The sequence below is a fragment of the Rhodoglobus vestalii genome (assembly GCF_006788895.1).
GTDB classification, from domain to species: Bacteria; Actinomycetota; Actinomycetes; order Actinomycetales; family Microbacteriaceae; genus Rhodoglobus; species Rhodoglobus vestalii.
In genome coordinates, this window is record NZ_VFRA01000001.1 from 1,527,175 (window position 1) to 1,544,236 (window position 17,062).

The 17,062-nt window shown below is 60.8% G+C and carries 15 protein-coding genes; 7 read left to right on the top strand and 8 right to left on the bottom strand.

Annotation, left to right across the window (positions count from 1 at the left end; genetic code table 11):
• Positions 1–54 precede the first annotated feature (54 nt).
• From FB472_RS07365 to FB472_RS07380, 4 genes are read left to right on the top strand one after another with little or no spacing between them, the layout of a single operon-like run.
• A complete protein-coding gene (locus tag FB472_RS07365) occupies positions 55–1,506 on the top strand; it encodes a DUF3375 domain-containing protein (RefSeq protein ID WP_141990352.1) in 1,452 nt (483 codons plus the stop codon).
• The gene (locus tag FB472_RS07370) at positions 1,503–2,189 is read left to right on the top strand and encodes a DUF4194 domain-containing protein (RefSeq protein ID WP_141990353.1); all 687 of its coding nucleotides are present in this window, start codon (positions 1,503–1,505) and stop codon (positions 2,187–2,189) included. Before FB472_RS07365 ends, FB472_RS07370 begins: the two co-directional genes overlap by 4 nt.
• Positions 2,186–5,545: an ATP-binding protein gene (locus tag FB472_RS07375; protein ID WP_141990354.1), complete on the top strand. Its 3,360-nt coding sequence runs from the start codon at positions 2,186–2,188 to the stop codon at positions 5,543–5,545. Before FB472_RS07370 ends, FB472_RS07375 begins: the two co-directional genes overlap by 4 nt.
• Positions 5,545–6,741 (top strand): Wadjet anti-phage system protein JetD domain-containing protein, encoded by a 1,197-nt coding sequence (locus FB472_RS07380; RefSeq protein ID WP_170192051.1) that lies wholly within the window; start codon positions 5,545–5,547, stop codon positions 6,739–6,741. The genes FB472_RS07375 and FB472_RS07380 overlap by 1 nt, the downstream gene beginning before the upstream one ends.
• A 254-nt stretch (positions 6,742–6,995) precedes the next feature.
• On the opposite strand, the gene FB472_RS07385 is transcribed toward FB472_RS07380, so the two are convergent.
• The 8 genes from FB472_RS07385 to FB472_RS07425 form a co-directional block, all read right to left on the bottom strand.
• On the bottom strand, positions 6,996–7,361 hold the full coding sequence (locus FB472_RS07385; RefSeq protein WP_141990356.1) for a hypothetical protein: 366 nt from the start codon (positions 7,359–7,361) through the stop codon (positions 6,996–6,998).
• Positions 7,358–7,633 (bottom strand): hypothetical protein, encoded by a 276-nt coding sequence (locus FB472_RS07390; protein ID WP_141990357.1) that lies wholly within the window; start codon positions 7,631–7,633, stop codon positions 7,358–7,360. Before FB472_RS07390 ends, FB472_RS07385 begins: the two co-directional genes overlap by 4 nt.
• Before the next feature lie 106 nt (positions 7,634–7,739).
• The gene (locus tag FB472_RS07400) at positions 7,740–8,675 is read right to left on the bottom strand and encodes a DNA-3-methyladenine glycosylase family protein (RefSeq protein ID WP_141990358.1); all 936 of its coding nucleotides are present in this window, start codon (positions 8,673–8,675) and stop codon (positions 7,740–7,742) included.
• A gap of 46 nt (positions 8,676–8,721) precedes the next feature.
• Entirely contained in the window at positions 8,722–9,750 is a 1,029-nt protein-coding gene (locus tag FB472_RS07405; protein ID WP_141990359.1) for a LacI family DNA-binding transcriptional regulator, read from the bottom strand.
• Positions 9,751–9,805: 55 nt separating this feature from the next.
• Positions 9,806–11,221, bottom strand: coding sequence for a GH1 family beta-glucosidase (locus FB472_RS07410; protein ID WP_215730412.1), 1,416 nt, complete (start codon positions 11,219–11,221; stop codon positions 9,806–9,808).
• A 38-nt stretch (positions 11,222–11,259) separates the two neighbouring features.
• The gene (locus FB472_RS07415) at positions 11,260–12,105 is read right to left on the bottom strand and encodes a carbohydrate ABC transporter permease (RefSeq protein WP_141990361.1); all 846 of its coding nucleotides are present in this window, start codon (positions 12,103–12,105) and stop codon (positions 11,260–11,262) included.
• The gene (locus tag FB472_RS07420; protein ID WP_141990362.1) at positions 12,102–13,076 is read right to left on the bottom strand and encodes a carbohydrate ABC transporter permease; all 975 of its coding nucleotides are present in this window, start codon (positions 13,074–13,076) and stop codon (positions 12,102–12,104) included. Before FB472_RS07420 ends, FB472_RS07415 begins: the two co-directional genes overlap by 4 nt.
• A 102-nt stretch (positions 13,077–13,178) precedes the next feature.
• Positions 13,179–14,462, bottom strand: coding sequence for an ABC transporter substrate-binding protein (locus tag FB472_RS07425; protein ID WP_425467216.1), 1,284 nt, complete (start codon positions 14,460–14,462; stop codon positions 13,179–13,181).
• A gap of 220 nt (positions 14,463–14,682) precedes the next feature.
• Between FB472_RS07425 and FB472_RS07430 the strand changes: the two genes are divergently transcribed.
• From FB472_RS07430 to FB472_RS07440, 3 genes are read left to right on the top strand one after another with little or no spacing between them, the layout of a single operon-like run.
• Positions 14,683–15,054, top strand: a complete 372-nt coding sequence (locus FB472_RS07430) for a hypothetical protein (RefSeq protein ID WP_141990364.1) — start codon at positions 14,683–14,685, stop codon at positions 15,052–15,054.
• Positions 15,055–15,091: 37 nt separating this feature from the next.
• The gene (gene trhO / locus FB472_RS07435) at positions 15,092–15,979 is read left to right on the top strand and encodes an oxygen-dependent tRNA uridine(34) hydroxylase TrhO (protein ID WP_141990365.1); all 888 of its coding nucleotides are present in this window, start codon (positions 15,092–15,094) and stop codon (positions 15,977–15,979) included.
• 56 nt (positions 15,980–16,035) lie between these two features.
• Positions 16,036–17,061: a 6-phosphofructokinase gene (locus FB472_RS07440; RefSeq protein ID WP_141990366.1), complete on the top strand. Its 1,026-nt coding sequence runs from the start codon at positions 16,036–16,038 to the stop codon at positions 17,059–17,061.
• Position 17,062 lies beyond the last annotated feature (1 nt).

Genomic DNA, 17,062 nt, shown 5'->3' on the forward strand with positions numbered 1-17,062 from the left:
GTCAAGATGACCGTGAGCACAGAAAACTGTCTGATGCCGGGAGGAACAATCTAAGTGTCTGCTCTGAGTAAGTCGCATCAATTTCGTTTCCTGGTGGAGACGGATGCAACGTGGCGACTCTTGCGCACAGACAACGCCGCCGTCATCGTGGCGTTGCTGGGCGAACACCTCAGTGGCGAGAACCGGCGCATGCTGGCAGCCGAACTTTACGAAGCCATCGACCACGACCTCGGAATGTTACGCGCCAACGAATTCGAGCTCCCTCAGACGGCGCAAGCCTACTGTGCAGAATGGCGTAAGGCGGGCTTCCTGATACGCCGACCGGCTGAAGACACTCGAGGCGAAACTTTCGAGCTATCGCCCGGTGCCCTCGGGGCACTTCGGTTTGTCGAGCAACTCGCGGCTCCACGACAAACAGTCACCGAGTCACGATTATCGAGCATCGCAACGCAACTCAGCCAGCTCGCAATCGACACCGATCCCGACACCACCCGACGGCTTGAACAACTGCACGCCCAACGCGACCGACTTGATGCACAAATCGAACGGATCAACGCCGGCGAAGAAGACATCATCGACCCCGCCCGCGCCGCAGAACGGGTTCACGATATTCTCGCCCAAGCCGAAGAGCTCCCCAGTGACTTTGCCAGAGTGCGGGCAAAATTCGAAGAGCTGAACCGCGATCTGCGCGCACGCATCGTGGAATCGGATGCCTCCCAGCGCGCCGTGCTCGACGAAGTTTTTCGCGGAGTAGACCTGATCAGCGAATCCGACGAAGGGCTCAGCTTCTCCGGATTCTCCGCACTTGTGCTCGACCCTGCGGTGGGCACAGCCTTCGACGACGACATTGAACGCGTACTCGATCGAGACTTTGCCGGAAAGCTGCGGCCATCCGACCGACGCTTCCTGCGTCGATTCATCACAACACTCAAAGATCACAGCGGCGAGATCCACGACGTGATCACCGCTTTCGCGCGCGGCCTCCGACGCTACGTGCAGTCGCAGGACTACCAGCACGATCGAAAATTGCGAGAACTTCTCCGAGAAGCGCAGGCTTCAGGGGTCGAAGCCTCCCGGCACATCAAACCGTACTCCCCAACCCACCTGCGCCTCGAACTGTCCGCCGTCTCGCTCAGCAGTGCCGGCGCCATCCGCCTCTACGATCCCGGTGAACAAAATGCCAGCACCCCCATTGTTCGACACGAGCCGGAAACAGCTGACCTTGAGGCGCTCCGAGCGCTGGCACGAGCCACCGAGATCGACTTCGCTGAGCTCACCAACGCCGTCAACGAAATGCTTGAGCACGCCAACAACTTCACGGTGGGTGACGTGCTCACCCGGCATCCGGCAACTCAGGGGGTCGCAAGTGTTGTGGGCCTGCTCACCCTCGCAGCACATCAGGGCGAGCTCACTGATGGCGTGGAGACCGTGCACTGGCGAGGGATCGACCATCAGGCACGCGCTGCCACCATCCGAACCCATCGTTTCACCCGGAGACTGCAATGAATGACAAACCAGACCTCGAAGCATCCATCAGGCCCCTCTGGAATGGAGACACCGGCGTTCTCATCGAGCAATCACGGCGCGCCCTGCTCGAACTGATCAAAGGCCCCTACCTTTCCGGGGCGAAAACGACCACACTCTGGTCGGCTCTGCTGTCCGACGAGGTGGCCATTCGATCGCGGCTTCACGAGCTTTTTCTTGAGCTGGTAATTGACCGGGTCGGGGAATTTGCGTTCGTGCGCAATGTCGCAACGGACGAACGTGCCATTCCGAGCACCGTGCGCACCGCTCCCCTCACTTTTCTCGATACTGCGATGCTGCTGGTACTGCGGCGCATGCTGCTGAGCGCTGATAGTGACGGGCGGGTGATCGTTGGCCAAGAGGAAGTTTACGAACAGCTGGGCGTCTACCGTTCTACCGACCGCGACGAGCATGATTTTGATCGCCGATTGAACTCGTCGTGGAACAACATGAAAAATAAGTTGCGCGTCATCCACCAGGCTGGTGAAGAAGATCGTGCAGAGATTTCACCAGTGCTGCGACTCATCGTCGATGCCGAACAAATTAGTGCAATCAGTGCCGAATATCAGCGGATCGCCGCCAACGATGGCTCCTCGCACTACGAACACGAACACGAAGATGCGACCTCGCTCGAAAGCCCTGACGATGAGAGGCTAACCTCATGACCCTTCTTGAGATGCCGGATGCCGGGCCCAAGGAGCACGGAACCGACGGAGACAATGGGAGCCTGCACATTGGTCAGTGGCGGCTCGCCCACGTCGAGGTGCTCAACTGGGGTACCTTCGACGGACTCTATGAGGTCGACATCGCGCGCAAAGGGCACCTGTTCACGGGAGCCTCTGGTTCCGGCAAATCATCCCTCCTCGATGCTATTGCTACCGTGCTCACCCCCGACCGCTGGTTGCGGTTCAACGCTGCGGCACAGGAGTCCCAGACCCGCAACGATGACCGCAGCCTAGTCAGTTATGTGCGGGGGGCGTGGAGCAAAGAAGCGGACGAGCATCTCGATCGAGCGGTGAGCACCCATCTGCGTAAGGATGCTACCTGGAGCGGTATTCTGCTGCGCTACGAGAATGAGCGCGATGCGCCGGTCACAGTCGTGCGACTATTCCATCTGCGCGGATCAAGCGTCGATAAGAGCAACCTGAAAGATGCGTGTTTCATTGATCGCGGCGAAGTAAAACTGTTGGACTTCGAAGAGCTCGTTCTCTCCGGAATCGAAGCCCGTCGCATTAAAAGCACGTGGCCGGATGCCGTCGTCACGACAAACTGGTCGCACGCTCCGTTCTACGCCAAGCTGCAGCGCCTGCTAGGCATTAGCAGCCACAACGCCCTGCACCTGTTGCACAAAACCCAATCCGCCAAGAACCTCGGCAGCCTTGATCAGCTGTTTCGCTCCTTCATGCTCGACGAACCAGCCACTTTTGCACGCGCCAAGAATGCGGTCGAACAGTTCGGTGAACTGCGTGACGCCCACCATCACGTCGTCGAACTGCGTCGCCAATCCGAGCACCTTCAGGAGCTTGAGGCGTCAATCGCGCAATACGAACAAGCCTCCGCAGAGGCCGCAGAGGCCGAGCGACTCGGCGACCTCATCGATCCGTTTCAGGACCGGTTGACGTTGCGCCTGGCCGACGAGGAACGCGGGACGCTGCGGGCCGAACAGGCACAATCGCAAGAGTCCGCGCGCCGCGCCGACGCGGCCCGCGACGATGCTGTCGAGCGCCTGCGGGCCGCGGAACGGCAAGCATTGCAACTGGGCGGGTCAGACGTGTCCCAGCTGCAAGCCAGGCTTGCGGATGCGACAGCTGCGGCCACGACAACAAGCAGCAGGTGGGAGCGCTTCGGTGAGGAAGTCGGCAGCGTCGGCATCACAGCGCCACCGACGACCGGAGCAGAGTTCGGGGAGTTGCAGGAATCATCGCGCCGCGAACTCGAACAGCCGGCACCCGAGCTAGCCCACGACACCGACGACAATCAGCAGTACTTCTCGGCCCGTGACGAGTTGAAGAAGATCGATCGGGAGCTTGACGAGCTCCGCAGCCGCAAGAGCAACCTGCCGGCCCCACTGTTGGTTGCTCGAAAACAACTCGCAGATGAGCTCGGGCTCGGTGAGACGGCGCTGCCGTTCGCCGGCGAGCTAATCGAGGTGTTGCCGGAGTATGCCGAATGGACCGGCGCAATCGAACGGGTGCTGTACCCGCTGGCGAGCGCGCTGCTCGTGCGTGACGAGCACCTGGCGGAGGTGCGACGAAAAGTGGAACAGCGCACTCTGGGCGCTCGACTCGTCTTTGAGGCAGTTCCTGCGATCGTCGGGCCCACCAGGGCTGCGAAGTCGGACCAATCACTGCTGCACCGCATCCGAGTGACCTCGGGCGGTTTCGGCAGCTGGTTACAGACCAGGGTTGCCTCCGAATTTGATTACGCCTGTGTCGAGCACCCTGATCAGCTCGACACAGTCGAACGCGGGGTAACCATCGGTGGGCAGGTGAAAAAGTCCGCCCGCCGGTACGAGAAGAACGACCGATACGCGGTGACTGACCGTCGGCAATGGATTTTGGGCGCAGACAACGAAGCAAAGATTGAGTTGTTGCTTGACCGTCGCCGGGAGGCCAGCCAACAACAGGACGAGTCCCGGTCACGACTTGAGCGTGCCTCCACCAAGCGCGACGCCACAGTGAAACGTCGAACGGTACTGGAGAGCATCGTTCGTCACGATTGGGCAGAGCTCGACAGAGCTGCGGCAAACGAACTGGTGCAGGCTCGACGACGACAACTGGATGAACTCACAACGGGTAACACCGAACTCCACGACGCAATTGCGGCCGAAGGCGGGGCTCGTGAACGGTTGCGTTCTGCCGAGACCACCGCGCGCGACGCGACGCTGCAACTCGGCCGGGTAGAGAACCATCTTGTCGAAGTTGACACGCTGATCACCACACTGTCTGACCGAATGGTTGACAATGCAATCGCGGACGTCGATGCCATCGCACTAGAGAAACGTTATCGCTCGGTGCAGCGCAAAATCGACAGGCAGAGCGTCGAGGGAGTGGGACGCAAAGTTGCCGAAGCCCTCCACCGAGCATCAATCTCTGCGCAGGCGACACTGCGGTCTGCAGAGTCGGCTTTTGCAAAAGGGGCCATCGGATTTCGTGGGCACTGGCCCGCCGCAGTCGCCGATCTCACCGAATCGATTGACGACCGCGAAGGCTATCGAGCTTTGCTCGCTGATATTCAGGCGCGCGGGCTCCCCGAGCATGAGAGCAATTTTCTGCGATTGTTGCGGGAGAAATCGCGGGACCTGATTGGGCACCTGCTCTCTGATATTCGCGATGCACCCAAGCAGGTGGTCGACCGGATAGACCCCGTCAATGCATCGTTGGGGCGGTCACGATTCGACGTCGAACGGTACCTGCGCATCGAGGTCAAGACTCGACGAGCTCCCGAAGTGGCTGAGTTTATGGGCGACCTGAAGTCCGTAGTCGACGGCGCCTGGAATGACGAAAATCTGGTGGCAGCCGAGTCTCGATTCGCGGTCCTAAACCGGGTGATGACCAGGCTCGGATCCAGCGACAACGCAGATCTCGCCTGGAAGCGGCGCTGTTTGGATACCCGGGAACATGTCACTTTCATGGCACATGAGGTCGACCTAGCAGGGCGGGTGGTCAATGTTCACGATTCCAGTGCTGGACTCTCTGGCGGACAGCGTCAAAAGCTTGTCATTTTCTGTCTCGCTGCGGCACTGCGTTATCAACTTGCTGCCGACGAAGACGAAGTGCCTTCCTACGCCACGATCATCCTCGACGAGGCTTTCGATAAGGCTGACAGTCGGTACACGCGGATGGCGATGGACGTTTTCGTAGAATTCGGTTTCCACATGATTTTGGCGACACCAGAGAAGTTGCTGCAGACGATAGAGCCGTACGTCGGCGCGGTCTCCTCGATCACGAACCCGACCCGCCGCGAGTCGCTCATTGCAAATCTCATGTTCCGACCCCATGACCCTGCGTCTGGTGCATGATGGCAACGCACAGCATGGTGACCGTCACAGAAGCGCAGCAACGCGCACGGAAGATGGTCGAAGGCGGCCAGCGACAGTGGGCGGCAACCGGGGGTGAAACCGTTCGGCTCGAAGTCGTTTTGCATCCGCCGACGGAGCGCACAGTTCAACTGGATGTGGTCGGTGCGATCGCATGGACCCAATCCTGGCGCGAGCTGGCATCGACCGACCCCAGCGCAGATGTGACCTGGACTGATCGGCAGTGGCCGAGTGCCGGGAGGCAGTCGGTACCGCAGCGGTGCGTTCTGGTTGGGGCTGACGCTATTGCTGCTTTCGCAGGCTCAGGTGTTGCCCGCAGCTGGCGCACTCTGCGGGACCGCGCTGCGCGGCTTCGTGCAGAATTTTCTTGTGCCGCCGATTTCCCGTCCGCGGACCCCGAGACGGCTGTCAGTGCGCTGGCGGCTGCGATACGCACCCACGCGGGCAAGTTGCAGCTTTTGCGGGAGAAGGACTTCGAGACGCTCATTCCTGTGATCTCTTGGCTTGCGGAGCACCCGACCTCCGGGTGGCGCATCAGACAGTTACCGATCCGCGGGATCGACACCAAGTGGCTCGAACGCCACCGATCGATCGTAGAGGGGTTGCACACGGCGGTAACGGGACGCAGTTCCCTCGGGCTTCTCGCTTCGCCGACGCAACTACGGGTACGTTTCCTCGATCCGACGATGCGACCAGGTGGCATGTCTGATGTGAGCGCGTCAGTTGATGAGTTGGCAGCGCTCGATATCGTGCCACACGTCGTATTTGTGTTTGAGAACCTCGAAACGGTGCTCGCGATGCCGGACACGCCACACGCCGTCGTCGTGCACGGAGGTGGATACGCCGCTCGGAGCCTTAGCGCCGTCCCCTGGATTCAGGACGGTCGGGTGGTCTATTGGGGGGATCTGGACTCTGACGGTTTTGCCATACTTCACGCGCTGCGATCGGGCTGCCCGAACGTGACCAGTGTGTTGATGGATGACGACACTCTCTTTGCCTACCGGGATCTTTGGGTACCCGAAACCAAGCCTGCGGCTGGGGTTTACCCGACTTTGACACCTACCGAGCTGAGAACGCTCGAGCACATCCGCAGTGAAGGCAACGTTCGACTCGAGCAGGAGCGCATCGATTGGCAGTTCGCGCTCGGAAAGCTGCGGGACGCTGCAGGAGTTGTCTAGCGAACGCGGGATAGTAGGCGTTGGTGGCCATAGGTGCGGCAGGGTTTCCGGGGCGAATTTCACAAGATCCGGAGCACTCTCAGTCATCCGCGTCAACGGTCCAACTCGCGCTCGCCCCGCCCATTCGTGAACGTCGTGAATTACTTTCCGGTGGGTGGCACGATCCAGAGACGGAATCATTTCTTTCGACGCCTCGGTCAAAACCGGCGCCACCCAGGAAGGGCGACGCCGGTTTTACCAAGCTTTAGGATCAGCTACACGCCGGCTTGGAGATGTTTTGACAGGTACTCGTCGAGGGCGACTCTGACGAGCTCCGAATCGGTACCAAGATTCATCTGCTGTTTGAGCGTGGTAACGCCTCTGCGCTGCCTCTCGGTGACGCGAAATCGGATTGTGGGGGATTCCCCACTGCCTGCCGTCTTGTTCCCCAAGCTTGGTCTGCCGCCGATTGCTTTCGTAACGGCTTCCTCACTCCCGAGTGCCTCAATGAGGAGTTGGTGCCCGATCGCGGCCGCGGCCGCACCCTTATGGCTTTCGCCAGGGATGCTCTCGCCGGTGGGCTGTTCCTCGACCGCGGCGAGCTGGTGGTACCGCTCTTGGTCTTTCTTCGTGAGTGTCATTGGTCTTCCTCCATCTGGTGACGATAATACGAGCCGAGCGGCATGACGTGGTAGAACACGAACGAGCCCTGCCCGACAACTTGAATGAGCACCTCGATTAGGCGCTCGGTCTGGGAATGTGGTGGACCGATGAAAACCCTCCGCGGTCCGTTAGAGTCTTCGCGGTTCACTTTTACTTTGTCGCTGGTATAAACCGCGTTCCGCATCGCGTAGAGCGCATCTTCGTGGGGAATGTCCCACTTGTCTGCGCTTTCTGCCCATTCGATGCTCATCGATCAATTGTGACACAAAACTCTGTATCGTGCCACAAAACCTAGAAATTTCTGAGCTGCGCGCTGCGACCTCACGCTCGCCGCCATGATCACGGCCCGCGCCTCTCTAATACCCCCGGTGATCCTGAATCGTCATCCGGGGCCCAAACATGGGCTTACGAAATCCGGATGCCGTGATGAGTCGCACCACGCGCTGACGGTGACCACGCCAGGGTTCCAGGAGCTCAAGCATCCGCTCATCATCGACGGGTTCGCCTATCAGCGCCCACCCCACAACCGCCGCCAAGTGATAGTCGCCGACACTGGGGCTGTCGGGGTCGGCATGGGAGCGCTGCATGGTTTCGGCGGCCGTCCACACCCCAACACCCACAATTGAGCGCAGCGCACTCTCAACCCGCGCGCCGCCACGACCCCAGTCAGCGGTGCGTCCAATGGATGCCGCCACCTGCGTCGCCCGCATCACCGTCGCCGAACGCTGCGGCCCGACTCCCGCCCGGTGCCACTCCCACGACGGAATCTGCGCCCACCCCTTCGGCGTCGGAACAACCCGCATCCCCGACGGCGCGGGCCCCGGTGCCGGTGACCCGTGCTTGGTGACGAGGATGCGCCACCCCCGCTTCGCCTCAATACCCGTAACTTTCTGCTCCAGAATGGCCATCACCAGCGCCTCAAACACGAGCTTCGTGCGGGTCAGCCGCAGGCCCGGATTCTGGCGCTGAGCCTCGGCCGCGAACGGAAGCGCAGAGATGTCGAAATCATCCCAATCGTCGCCCTCCCCCAGCAGCTCCGGAACACTCTCGATCGCCCACTCAGCCCCGGCGCCCCACGCAGTGCAATCCACATGCGACCGGTGCTGCACGAGATTCAGAGTCGCAGGCCCCGCCGGGGTGAGCATTGTGCGCCAGGTTCCCGAAGCATCCACTCGCATTGTCGGGTCTCCCGCACCGCGCTTCAACGGTTGCAGGGTTGCGCGCACATCTACTGGTCGCCCGGGCGCAAACCGTGTGCGCACAGGCTCGTCGGTGGCGAGCGCAAAGTTCATTGATTTGAGAATACGTGGTGCCAACGACGCTGGGGATGCGGGTGCTCTACGCGGAGTCGCGTGCCACAAGATACGTCGGCATGATGGTGCGGTGCACAACACTGGTGTCTCCGCTCAGAAGCCGCAGCAGCGTGTCGGCCATCGCAAAACCCATCTCCTCGGATGGTTGGCTCACCGTCGTCAGCGGCACGGCAGCGGCTGTTGCCGCAGGGCTATCGTCGAACCCAACAATCGCCACATCCCCCGGCACGGCCCTTCCCTGTTCCCGCAACACATCGAGCACTCCGGTCGCCATGAGGTCACTCGCCACAAAGAGAGCGTCAATATCGGGACAGCGCTCGAGTAGCCGGCGGGTGGCCGCCGCAGCCCCGGCAGCCGTGAAGTCGGCGTGCTCCACCGCATCCGTGGCTAACCCGGCACGTTCGAGCGTGCGGCGGAATCCGACAAGCCGGTCGATGCTGGCAGGCATGTCGACCGGGCCCGTGATCGAACCAATTCGATGGCGGCCAATGTCGAGCAGGTGCTGGGTGCCCGTTTCGGCACCCGCAGCGTTATCGACATCGATGAAATACGCATTCGTGTCGTGGTCATCCCCGGGGCGCCCACCAAAAACGACCGGCATGGTCGTGTCAAGTTCGGCCACGAAATCGTCGCCCGTGTGGTGTGAGATGACGAGGGCCCCATCAGCACTGCCCGAGCGCAGGTAGCGCATCGTCTTGTGCCGAGGGTCGCTCGAGGCCACGAGTAGGTTGAGCGTGTAGTCACTCTCATCGAGGCGCCGCGTGATCCCCTGAACGATCGCCGCAAAATAAGGGTCCCCGAAGAATCGGGTCATGTCCTCAGGAACAACGAGCGCAACCGACTGGGTTCGGCGGTTCGCGAGCGAACGGGCGGCACGGTTGGGCAGGTAATGCAGAAGCTCAATCGCCGCGTTCACGGCGACGACGATCTCCGGGTTCACCTTCGTCGACCCGTTAACAACCCGACTCACGGTCGCCCGCGACACCCCAGCCTCCGCAGCCACCATCTCCAAGGTCGGCTGCGCGGAACGCTCCAGGCGCGCGGGGGTTGTCATAGCCCCATTCTATTTGGGCACACGCCGCACCCACCGCCCGGTGAGCGCCCCCAGATCAGGAAAGAGCCCGATCGCGGATGATCTTCGCATAAGCCAGCCCACTGTCCTTAATGATCCGCTCCTGCGACTCATAATCGACCCGCACAAGGCCGAAACGTTTTTCATAACCCCACGCCCACTCAAAGTTGTCGAGCAGCGACCAATAGAAGTAGCCGTGCACCTCGACCCCCTCATCGATGGCATCAAGGATGGCCGCCAAGTGTGACCGGAGGAACTCCGTGCGTTCAACATCCCGCACCCCACCATCCGAATCAACGGTGTCGTCGTAGGCGGCACCATTCTCAGTGACATAGATCTTCGTTCCCGCGGGCCCGGCATATTCGTTATCGACGCGCCCCAAGAGTTCGCGCAGACCATCCGGCTGCACCTCCCACTCCATCCCTGTCAAGGGCAGTCCCTGCGGGTGATTGAAGACGCCATCCGCGGCAGGGAACGGCGAACTCGTCGACCGACCTGTGGGGGCTTGAGCGAGCAGCGGATGCTCTGCCGGCCGATCGCTGACCAACTCACCGTGGTAATAATTCACGCCCAAAGCGTCAATCGGTTGCGCGATGTGGGCGAGGTCGCCATCGTGAATAACTTCGGTCAGACCAAGGCCCGCAACATCCTGAAGCAGATCGTCGGGGTAAGCTCCGCGAAAAATGGGGTCGAGGAAGAACCGGTTGAACTGGCCGTCGATGCGTCGGGCGGCATCCATATCACCGGGGCTAGACGGGTCGACCGGCTTCGCGACGGTCAGATTGAGGGTAATGCCGAGCTCGAGCCGAGGGTCGCGGTCACGCAACGCTTCGACAGCGAGCCCGTGGCCGAGCAGGAGGTGATGGCCGGCCGCGAGCCCCGCCTGCTTGCTCTGCCGACCGGGGGCGTGAACACCGGCCGTGTAGCTGAGGAACGACGAGCACCACGGCTCGTTAAGCGTCGTCCACACGTCAACACGGTCCCCGAGGGCATCGTGCACGTTGAGCGCATAATCGCGAAAGAGGTACGAGGTGTCGCGGTTGGCCCAGCCCCCCTTCTCCTCAAGCGCTTGGGGCAAATCCCAGTGGTGCAAAGTCAGCCACGGTTTGATTCCCGCATCAAGCAACTCGTCGACGAGACGCGAATAGAAGTCGAGCCCCTTCGGGTTGATCGGGCCACCATCAGGTTGCACACGCGACCACGACGTTGAGAAACGGTAGGTCTGCAGCCCCAGGTCCTTCATCAGGGCTACGTCATCGCGATAGCGGTGATAGTGATCGCACGCGATCTCACCACTTTCGCCATTGATGACGGCTCCCGGAACGCGACTGAAGGCATCCCAGATCGAATCTGTTCGACCGTCCTCGTGAGTCGCGCCCTCAATTTGGTAGGCGGCCGTAGCAGCACCAAAGAGGAATCCTGGCGGGAAAGCGCGGGGGTCCGAAATAGTCATGTCCTCATTCTTCGTTACTGTCGAGTACTCCTGCATGGTCATCCCTTAACCGCGCCCTGCATGATTCCGGCAACCAATTGTTTGCCGAGGAAAATGAAAACGAGGATCAGCGGGATGATCGAGAGCACAACGCCGGAAAGCACAAGCGAATAGTCGACATAATATGCGGCCTGCAGCTGCTGCAGCGCGACAGGCAACGTCGGGTTGCCGGGGTCAAGAACAATAAACGGCCAGAAGAAGTTCGTCCACGTGGCGATGAAAGTGAACAGGGCCAGCATCGCCGCGGCCGGGCGTGCGGCGGGGAGACCCACATACCAGAAGCTGCCGATCATCGACGCCCCGTCCATGCGCACCGCCTCAATGAGTTCGTCGGGAAGCGCATCACGCAGGTACTGGGTCATCCAGAACACTCCGAATGCTGTCACCATGGCGGGCGCGATGACAGCCCACAGGCTTCCCGTCCAGCCCAGGCGAGACATGACAATGAACAACGGCACGATGCCCAGCTGCGTCGGCACAGCCATGGTCGCGATCACAAAAATCAGTAGGCCCTCCCGCCCGCGAAACTTCAGCTTGGCAAACGCATAGCCCGCGAGAGTCGAAAAAATCACGACGCTGAGCGCGACACTGGTGGAGACAATGATGCTGTTGAGCAGAGCAGTCCAGAACGGGATGGTGTCAATCACTGTGGCGGCGTTTGCGAGAAAGTTGCCGCCCGGAATCCAATTGATGCCATTCTGATTGATCGCCGCAGCATCCTGACTGCCGATCAAGAACGACCACCAGATGGGGAACGCTGAGCCGAAGAGCACCGCGATCAGAATTCCATAAACCCAGAATCCGGGGCGCCGGTCGTGTCCACCGGCCTGACGGTTCTTCTTCATCGCTTACCTTTCGTGCGGATACGCCGCTCAGTGGAGCCAGCAATCCTGCGGGTGATCGCGAAGTTCAGAATGGCGATCAAGATAATCACCAAAAAGAGCAACCAGGCCACGGCCGAAGCTCGACCAAAGTTGCGCTGGCCCCAGCCGAGCTCATAAATGTAGAGGGTGAGAGTTTGCCACTGGCGGTTGGCGCCGCCCTGGCCCGCCTGGTCAAACATCCGTGGCTCGTCAAAGATCTGGAGTCCACCAATCGTCGAAGTAATGATGACGAAGATGATCACGGGGCGAAGCAACGGAACGGTAATCGACCAGAAAGTGCGCAGGCGATTGGCGCCATCAATGATTGCGGCCTCGTAGTAGTCGCGAGGCACAGCCTGCATCGCGGCCAGAAAGATGAGGGTGGTATAGCCGGTCCAACGGAAGTTCACCATGGTGGCGATCGCAAGATGGCTCGGAATGACATCAACGTGCCAGCGGATGGCATCAATGCCCACGCCGCCGAGAATCTCGTTGATCAACCCGAACCGGTCCCCGAAGAGATTGCTGAAGATGAGGGCGACCGCGACCGGTGCCACAACGTAGGGCAAGAGCACACCCATGCGCCACAGGGTCTTTGCGCGCAGGTTGTAGTCAAGGAAGGCGGCGATGCCCATCGCGAGCACTACCTGCGGAACGCTGGAGAAGAGGAAGATGCTGAAGGTATTGCGCAGCGAAGTCCAGAAATACTGCTGGCTGAGCACGGTGACGTAGTTGTCGATGCCAACGAAGTCGCCCTGACCGCCAATCAGGTTCCAGTCGTGCACTGAAACCCATGCCGTATACAACAGGGGGAACAGCCCGACGAGGGCAAAAAGAACGAAGAAGGGCGAAATGTAGAGGTAAGGGGAGAAGCGCACATCCCACCGGCTGAGTCGGTGATTGAGCGCAATGCGGCGAATGCTGCGGGCATCCACATCGATCGCGGCGGTCATCGGTTTTCCTTACGTTTCGCAGCAGTGGGACGCGGATGTGGGACGCGGATGGTCGGGCCTCGGGAGATTTGCCCCGTGGCCCGACCACCGGTGTGTCGGTTGTTAGCCGAGCGCGTTCACGTCGTTCTCGAACTGGGCCCAGGATTCGTCAGCCGACATCAGGCCGTCTTCTACCCGCGTGATTGCCTGCTGCATGGCGTCGTTGATTGCGAAGTATTTCGCACCCTTGAACGGTGTTACGTCGACGGCTGCGGCACGGTTGGCGAGGATCTCGCCGGTCGGCGCATTGTTGAAGAACTCGTTCGTGGCACCCAGGAGCTCGTCGCTCGCGAGAGCATCGATCTGGCTGGGGAAGGTACCCTTCGAAGCAAAAGCACTGAGCTGTTGTTCGGGGGCGGTGAGCCACGCGGCGAGCTTTTGAGCTTCCTCTTGGTTCTTGGACTGGTTCGGCACGGTCAGGTATGAGCCTCCCCAGTTGCCTCCGCCACCGGGGAACGTGTCGGCGATGTCCCATCCTGCGACGCCGTCGGCGTTTCCGGAGATTACGCCGAGCATCCAACCTGGGCAGAGCATGGTCGCGAATCCGTCATTCTGGAAGCTTGCGGTCCAGTCGTCGCTCCACTGCGAGAGGCGGGCCGAGAGGGTACTACTTGCATCGAGAACACTGTCGTAGGCCTTGCGGACCTCGGGGTTCTCCGTGGCGATGATGCTGCCGTCTTCCTTTTCGTAGGCGTTCGGGATCTGGTTGACTACACCCTGCCAAGTGGCTCCGGCCGAGTCGAACCAGGGCACGTTCGTGCCAGCAGAAACGAATTTCTCGCCAGCTGCGTAGTAGCTGTCCCAGCTGGTTCCGAGCATGTCGGCGACCGCAGCGCGATCGGTCGGAAGGCCAGCTGCCTCGAAGAGGTCGGCGCGGTAGCAGACGGCCTCGGGGCCGATGTCGGTGCCATACCCGATGAGACGGCCGTCGGCATCTGTTGCTGCCTTTTCTTTCCAGTCAAGCCAGCGACCATCAACGTCGGTTGAGGCGAGGTCGATGAACTGGTCGGAGTACTGCAAGAGTTCCGGCAGCCAGTCGACCTCGATGGCCTCAATGTCGCTGAGTCCGCTACCGGCTGCGAGGCGCGTCGTGAGGTTGTCGCGCGCTTCGTTCGACGTTGCCGCCTTCTTGTGCTTGATCGTCACGTTCGGGTTGGCCTCTTCGTACTTCGCGAAGAGGTCTTCATAACCGAACTCGTTGAACGTGGCGACGGTCAGTGTGACATCGCCGCCTGCCGAGGTTCCGGAGTCGGTTCCGGCCGAACAGCCGGTGGTGATGAGGGCGATGGATGCTGCGCCGGCGACGACAGCAGCGAACTTTGTGCGCGGAAAACGCTTCACGGTCACTCCTTTGTGTGTGCGTGCGGGTGGTGCGTGGATGGGATGTGGTGATCCTCGTATCGCTCTGCTGAAATTCTGTGAGAGCGCTCTCACGAGTGTGAGAGTCACGTTAGGCGACTCGCTCGGTTCTTGTCAAGAGAGCGCTCTCACACACTCTTGAATTATCGCGCGATAGGCGGCAAAGCTAGGGTCGACTTCGCGCTGGCACGGGCGTAGAGTTCCCCTCATGGTCTGGACACTCGCAGCATTCGCCATCGGTCTCTTCGCCGGGGTTCTCCTGAGCGACGCCCGCACCCCTCATACCCGGCACATTCCGCTGCTCAGCGGGTTTGCTCTCGGCATGAGCCTGATGCTTATTCTCGTGTTCATGACCCCCGCGGATCCCTCCATCGGTTTCGTATTTTTGTTTGGCTCGATTATTTCGTCAGCCCTCTACACGGCGTGGATCTGGAGCCGGATCTTCCCCGAAATAGGGCTCAGCTTTGGGCAAATCCTCGGGCAAGAATTTGCTCACCCGAGTTACGTGCGTCAGCAATATGCGGCGAAGCTGTATGAAGATGACCTAGCGCGCGCCGACACCGACTCCACTCAGCGGTAACGTGCCCACCCCCACCCAACCCCCGTAAACTTGCCCTGTGGCTGTTCCCAAAATTCTGCTCTTCTACGTGTTCACGCCGCTAGCTGACCCGGAGGCTGTGCGGTTATGGCAGCGCGACCTCTGCGAATCACTGGGGCTCGGCGGTCGCATCATCCTCTCCAAAGACGGCATGAATGGCACCGTCGGAGGCGAACTGCGCGATGTGAAACGCTACATCCGCAAAACACGTGAGTATCCCGCCTTCACGAACATCGACTTCAAGTGGAGCGAAGGCGAAGGCAACGACTTTCCCCGCCTCAGCGTGAAGGTGCGCGACGAAATCGTCAGTTTCGGCGCTCCCGGCGAACTACAGGTCGACGAGAACGGCGTGGTGGGCGGCGGAACCAAGCTCAGCCCCGAAGAACTCCACGAACTGGTTGCCCGCACAGACGTCACCTTCTTTGATGGCCGCAACCCCATCGAGGCGGCGATCGGCAAGTTCACCGATGCGATAGTTCCGGATGTTGACACCACCCGCGACTTCGTCGCCGAACTCGACAGTGGCAAATACGACCACCTCAAGAACACGCCCGTCGTCACCTACTGCACCGGCGGCATCCGCTGTGAAGTGCTCTCCTCGTTAATGCGCAGCCGTGGATTCGGTGAGGTCTACCAACTCGACGGCGGCATCGTGCGCTACGGCGAAAAGTTTGGCGACGCAGGCCTCTGGAACGGCTCCCTTTACGTCTTCGACAAACGCATGGCCATCGACTTCACCGCCGACGCCAAAACCATCGGCCACTGCTCCCAGTGCGGTGCGGCAACCAGACGCATCGAAAACTGTCATAACCCCGCCTGCCGCGAACAGTTCGTGGTGTGCGATGAACATGCAGCCACGGTGGCGTGTGCCGCGCATCCGTTCATTGCGTCGTTGACGGTGCAATAGAACGCACCATCTGCACCGTGGCTCAGACAATCCCCAGAATGCGCCATGATAGTTCCATGAAGATTGGGATCCTGACCAGCGGCGGCGACTGCCCCGGCCTGAACGCAGTCATTCGCGGCGCAGTGCTCAAGGGAACCGAAATTTATGGCAGAGAGCTTGTCGGTTTTCGCGATGGTTGGCGCGGAGTCGTCGAAGGCGACATCATCCCACTGGGGCGCAAAGACATTCAAGGTATCTCCAAGGAGGGTGGCACCATTCTGGGCACCTCCCGCACCAACCCGTTCGAGGGCACCAATGGTGCCGAAACGGTGCGCGAAAACATGGAACGCCTCGGCGTTGACTCCCTCATCGCTATCGGTGGCGAAGGTACCCTGGCGGCCGCAAAACGGTTGACGGATGCCGGAATCAAGATCGTCGGAGTCCCCAAAACTGTCGACAACGACCTCTCCGGCACCGACTACACGTTCGGCTTTGACACCGCCACCCAAATCGCCACCGACGCCATGGACCGCCTCCGCACCACCGGCGATTCCCACGGCCGCTGCATGGTCGCCGAAGTCATGGGTCGCCACGTCGGCTGGATCGCCCTGCACTCGGGCATGGCTGCCGGCGCTCACGCCATCCTCATCCCCGAGCAGAAAACCAGCATGGACCAGATCGTGGAATGGGTGACCTCGGTGCGTGACCGTGGCCGCGCTCCCCTCATTGTGGTTGCCGAAGGTTTCACTCTCGACACCATGGATGACGCCCACTCCGAACGTGGGCTCGACGCCTTTGGCCGTCCTCGTCTCGGCGGAATCGGAGACATGCTCGCCCCCGAAATCGAGGCCCGCACCGGACTCGAAACCCGCTCAACCACACTCGGCCACATCCAGCGCGGTGGAACGCCAAGCGCCTACGACCGGGTGCTCGCCACCCGCTACGGAATGGCCGCCGTCGACTCCATCGTGAATGAACGGTGGGGTCGGATGGTGTCGCTGCAGGGCACCGAGATCACGCACGTGGGGTTCGACGAAGCCCTCGGCAAGCTCAATACGGTGCCCCAGTCACGCTACGACGAAGCCGCAATCCTCTTCGGCTAGC

Excerpts from the sequence above, each read along its gene's own strand:
- FB472_RS07370 (WP_141990353.1), top strand. The coding sequence starts at position 1,503 with ATGAATGACAAACCAGACCTCGAAGCATCCATCAGGCCCCTCTGGAAT.
- FB472_RS07375 (WP_141990354.1), top strand. The coding sequence starts at position 2,186 with ATGACCCTTCTTGAGATGCCGGATGCCGGGCCCAAGGAGCACGGAACC.
- FB472_RS07380 (WP_170192051.1), top strand. The coding sequence starts at position 5,545 with ATGGCAACGCACAGCATGGTGACCGTCACAGAAGCGCAGCAACGCGCA.
- FB472_RS07385 (WP_141990356.1), bottom strand. The coding sequence starts at position 7,361 with ATGACACTCACGAAGAAAGACCAAGAGCGGTACCACCAGCTCGCCGCG.
- FB472_RS07390 (WP_141990357.1), bottom strand. The coding sequence starts at position 7,633 with ATGAGCATCGAATGGGCAGAAAGCGCAGACAAGTGGGACATTCCCCAC.
- FB472_RS07400 (WP_141990358.1), bottom strand. The coding sequence starts at position 8,675 with ATGAACTTTGCGCTCGCCACCGACGAGCCTGTGCGCACACGGTTTGCG.
- FB472_RS07405 (WP_141990359.1), bottom strand. The coding sequence starts at position 9,750 with ATGACAACCCCCGCGCGCCTGGAGCGTTCCGCGCAGCCGACCTTGGAG.
- FB472_RS07410 (WP_215730412.1), bottom strand. The coding sequence starts at position 11,221 with ATGACTATTTCGGACCCCCGCGCTTTCCCGCCAGGATTCCTCTTTGGT.
- FB472_RS07415 (WP_141990361.1), bottom strand. The coding sequence starts at position 12,105 with ATGAAGAAGAACCGTCAGGCCGGTGGACACGACCGGCGCCCCGGATTC.
- FB472_RS07420 (WP_141990362.1), bottom strand. The coding sequence starts at position 13,076 with ATGACCGCCGCGATCGATGTGGATGCCCGCAGCATTCGCCGCATTGCG.
- FB472_RS07430 (WP_141990364.1), top strand. The coding sequence starts at position 14,683 with ATGGTCTGGACACTCGCAGCATTCGCCATCGGTCTCTTCGCCGGGGTT.
- FB472_RS07440 (WP_141990366.1), top strand. The coding sequence starts at position 16,036 with ATGAAGATTGGGATCCTGACCAGCGGCGGCGACTGCCCCGGCCTGAAC.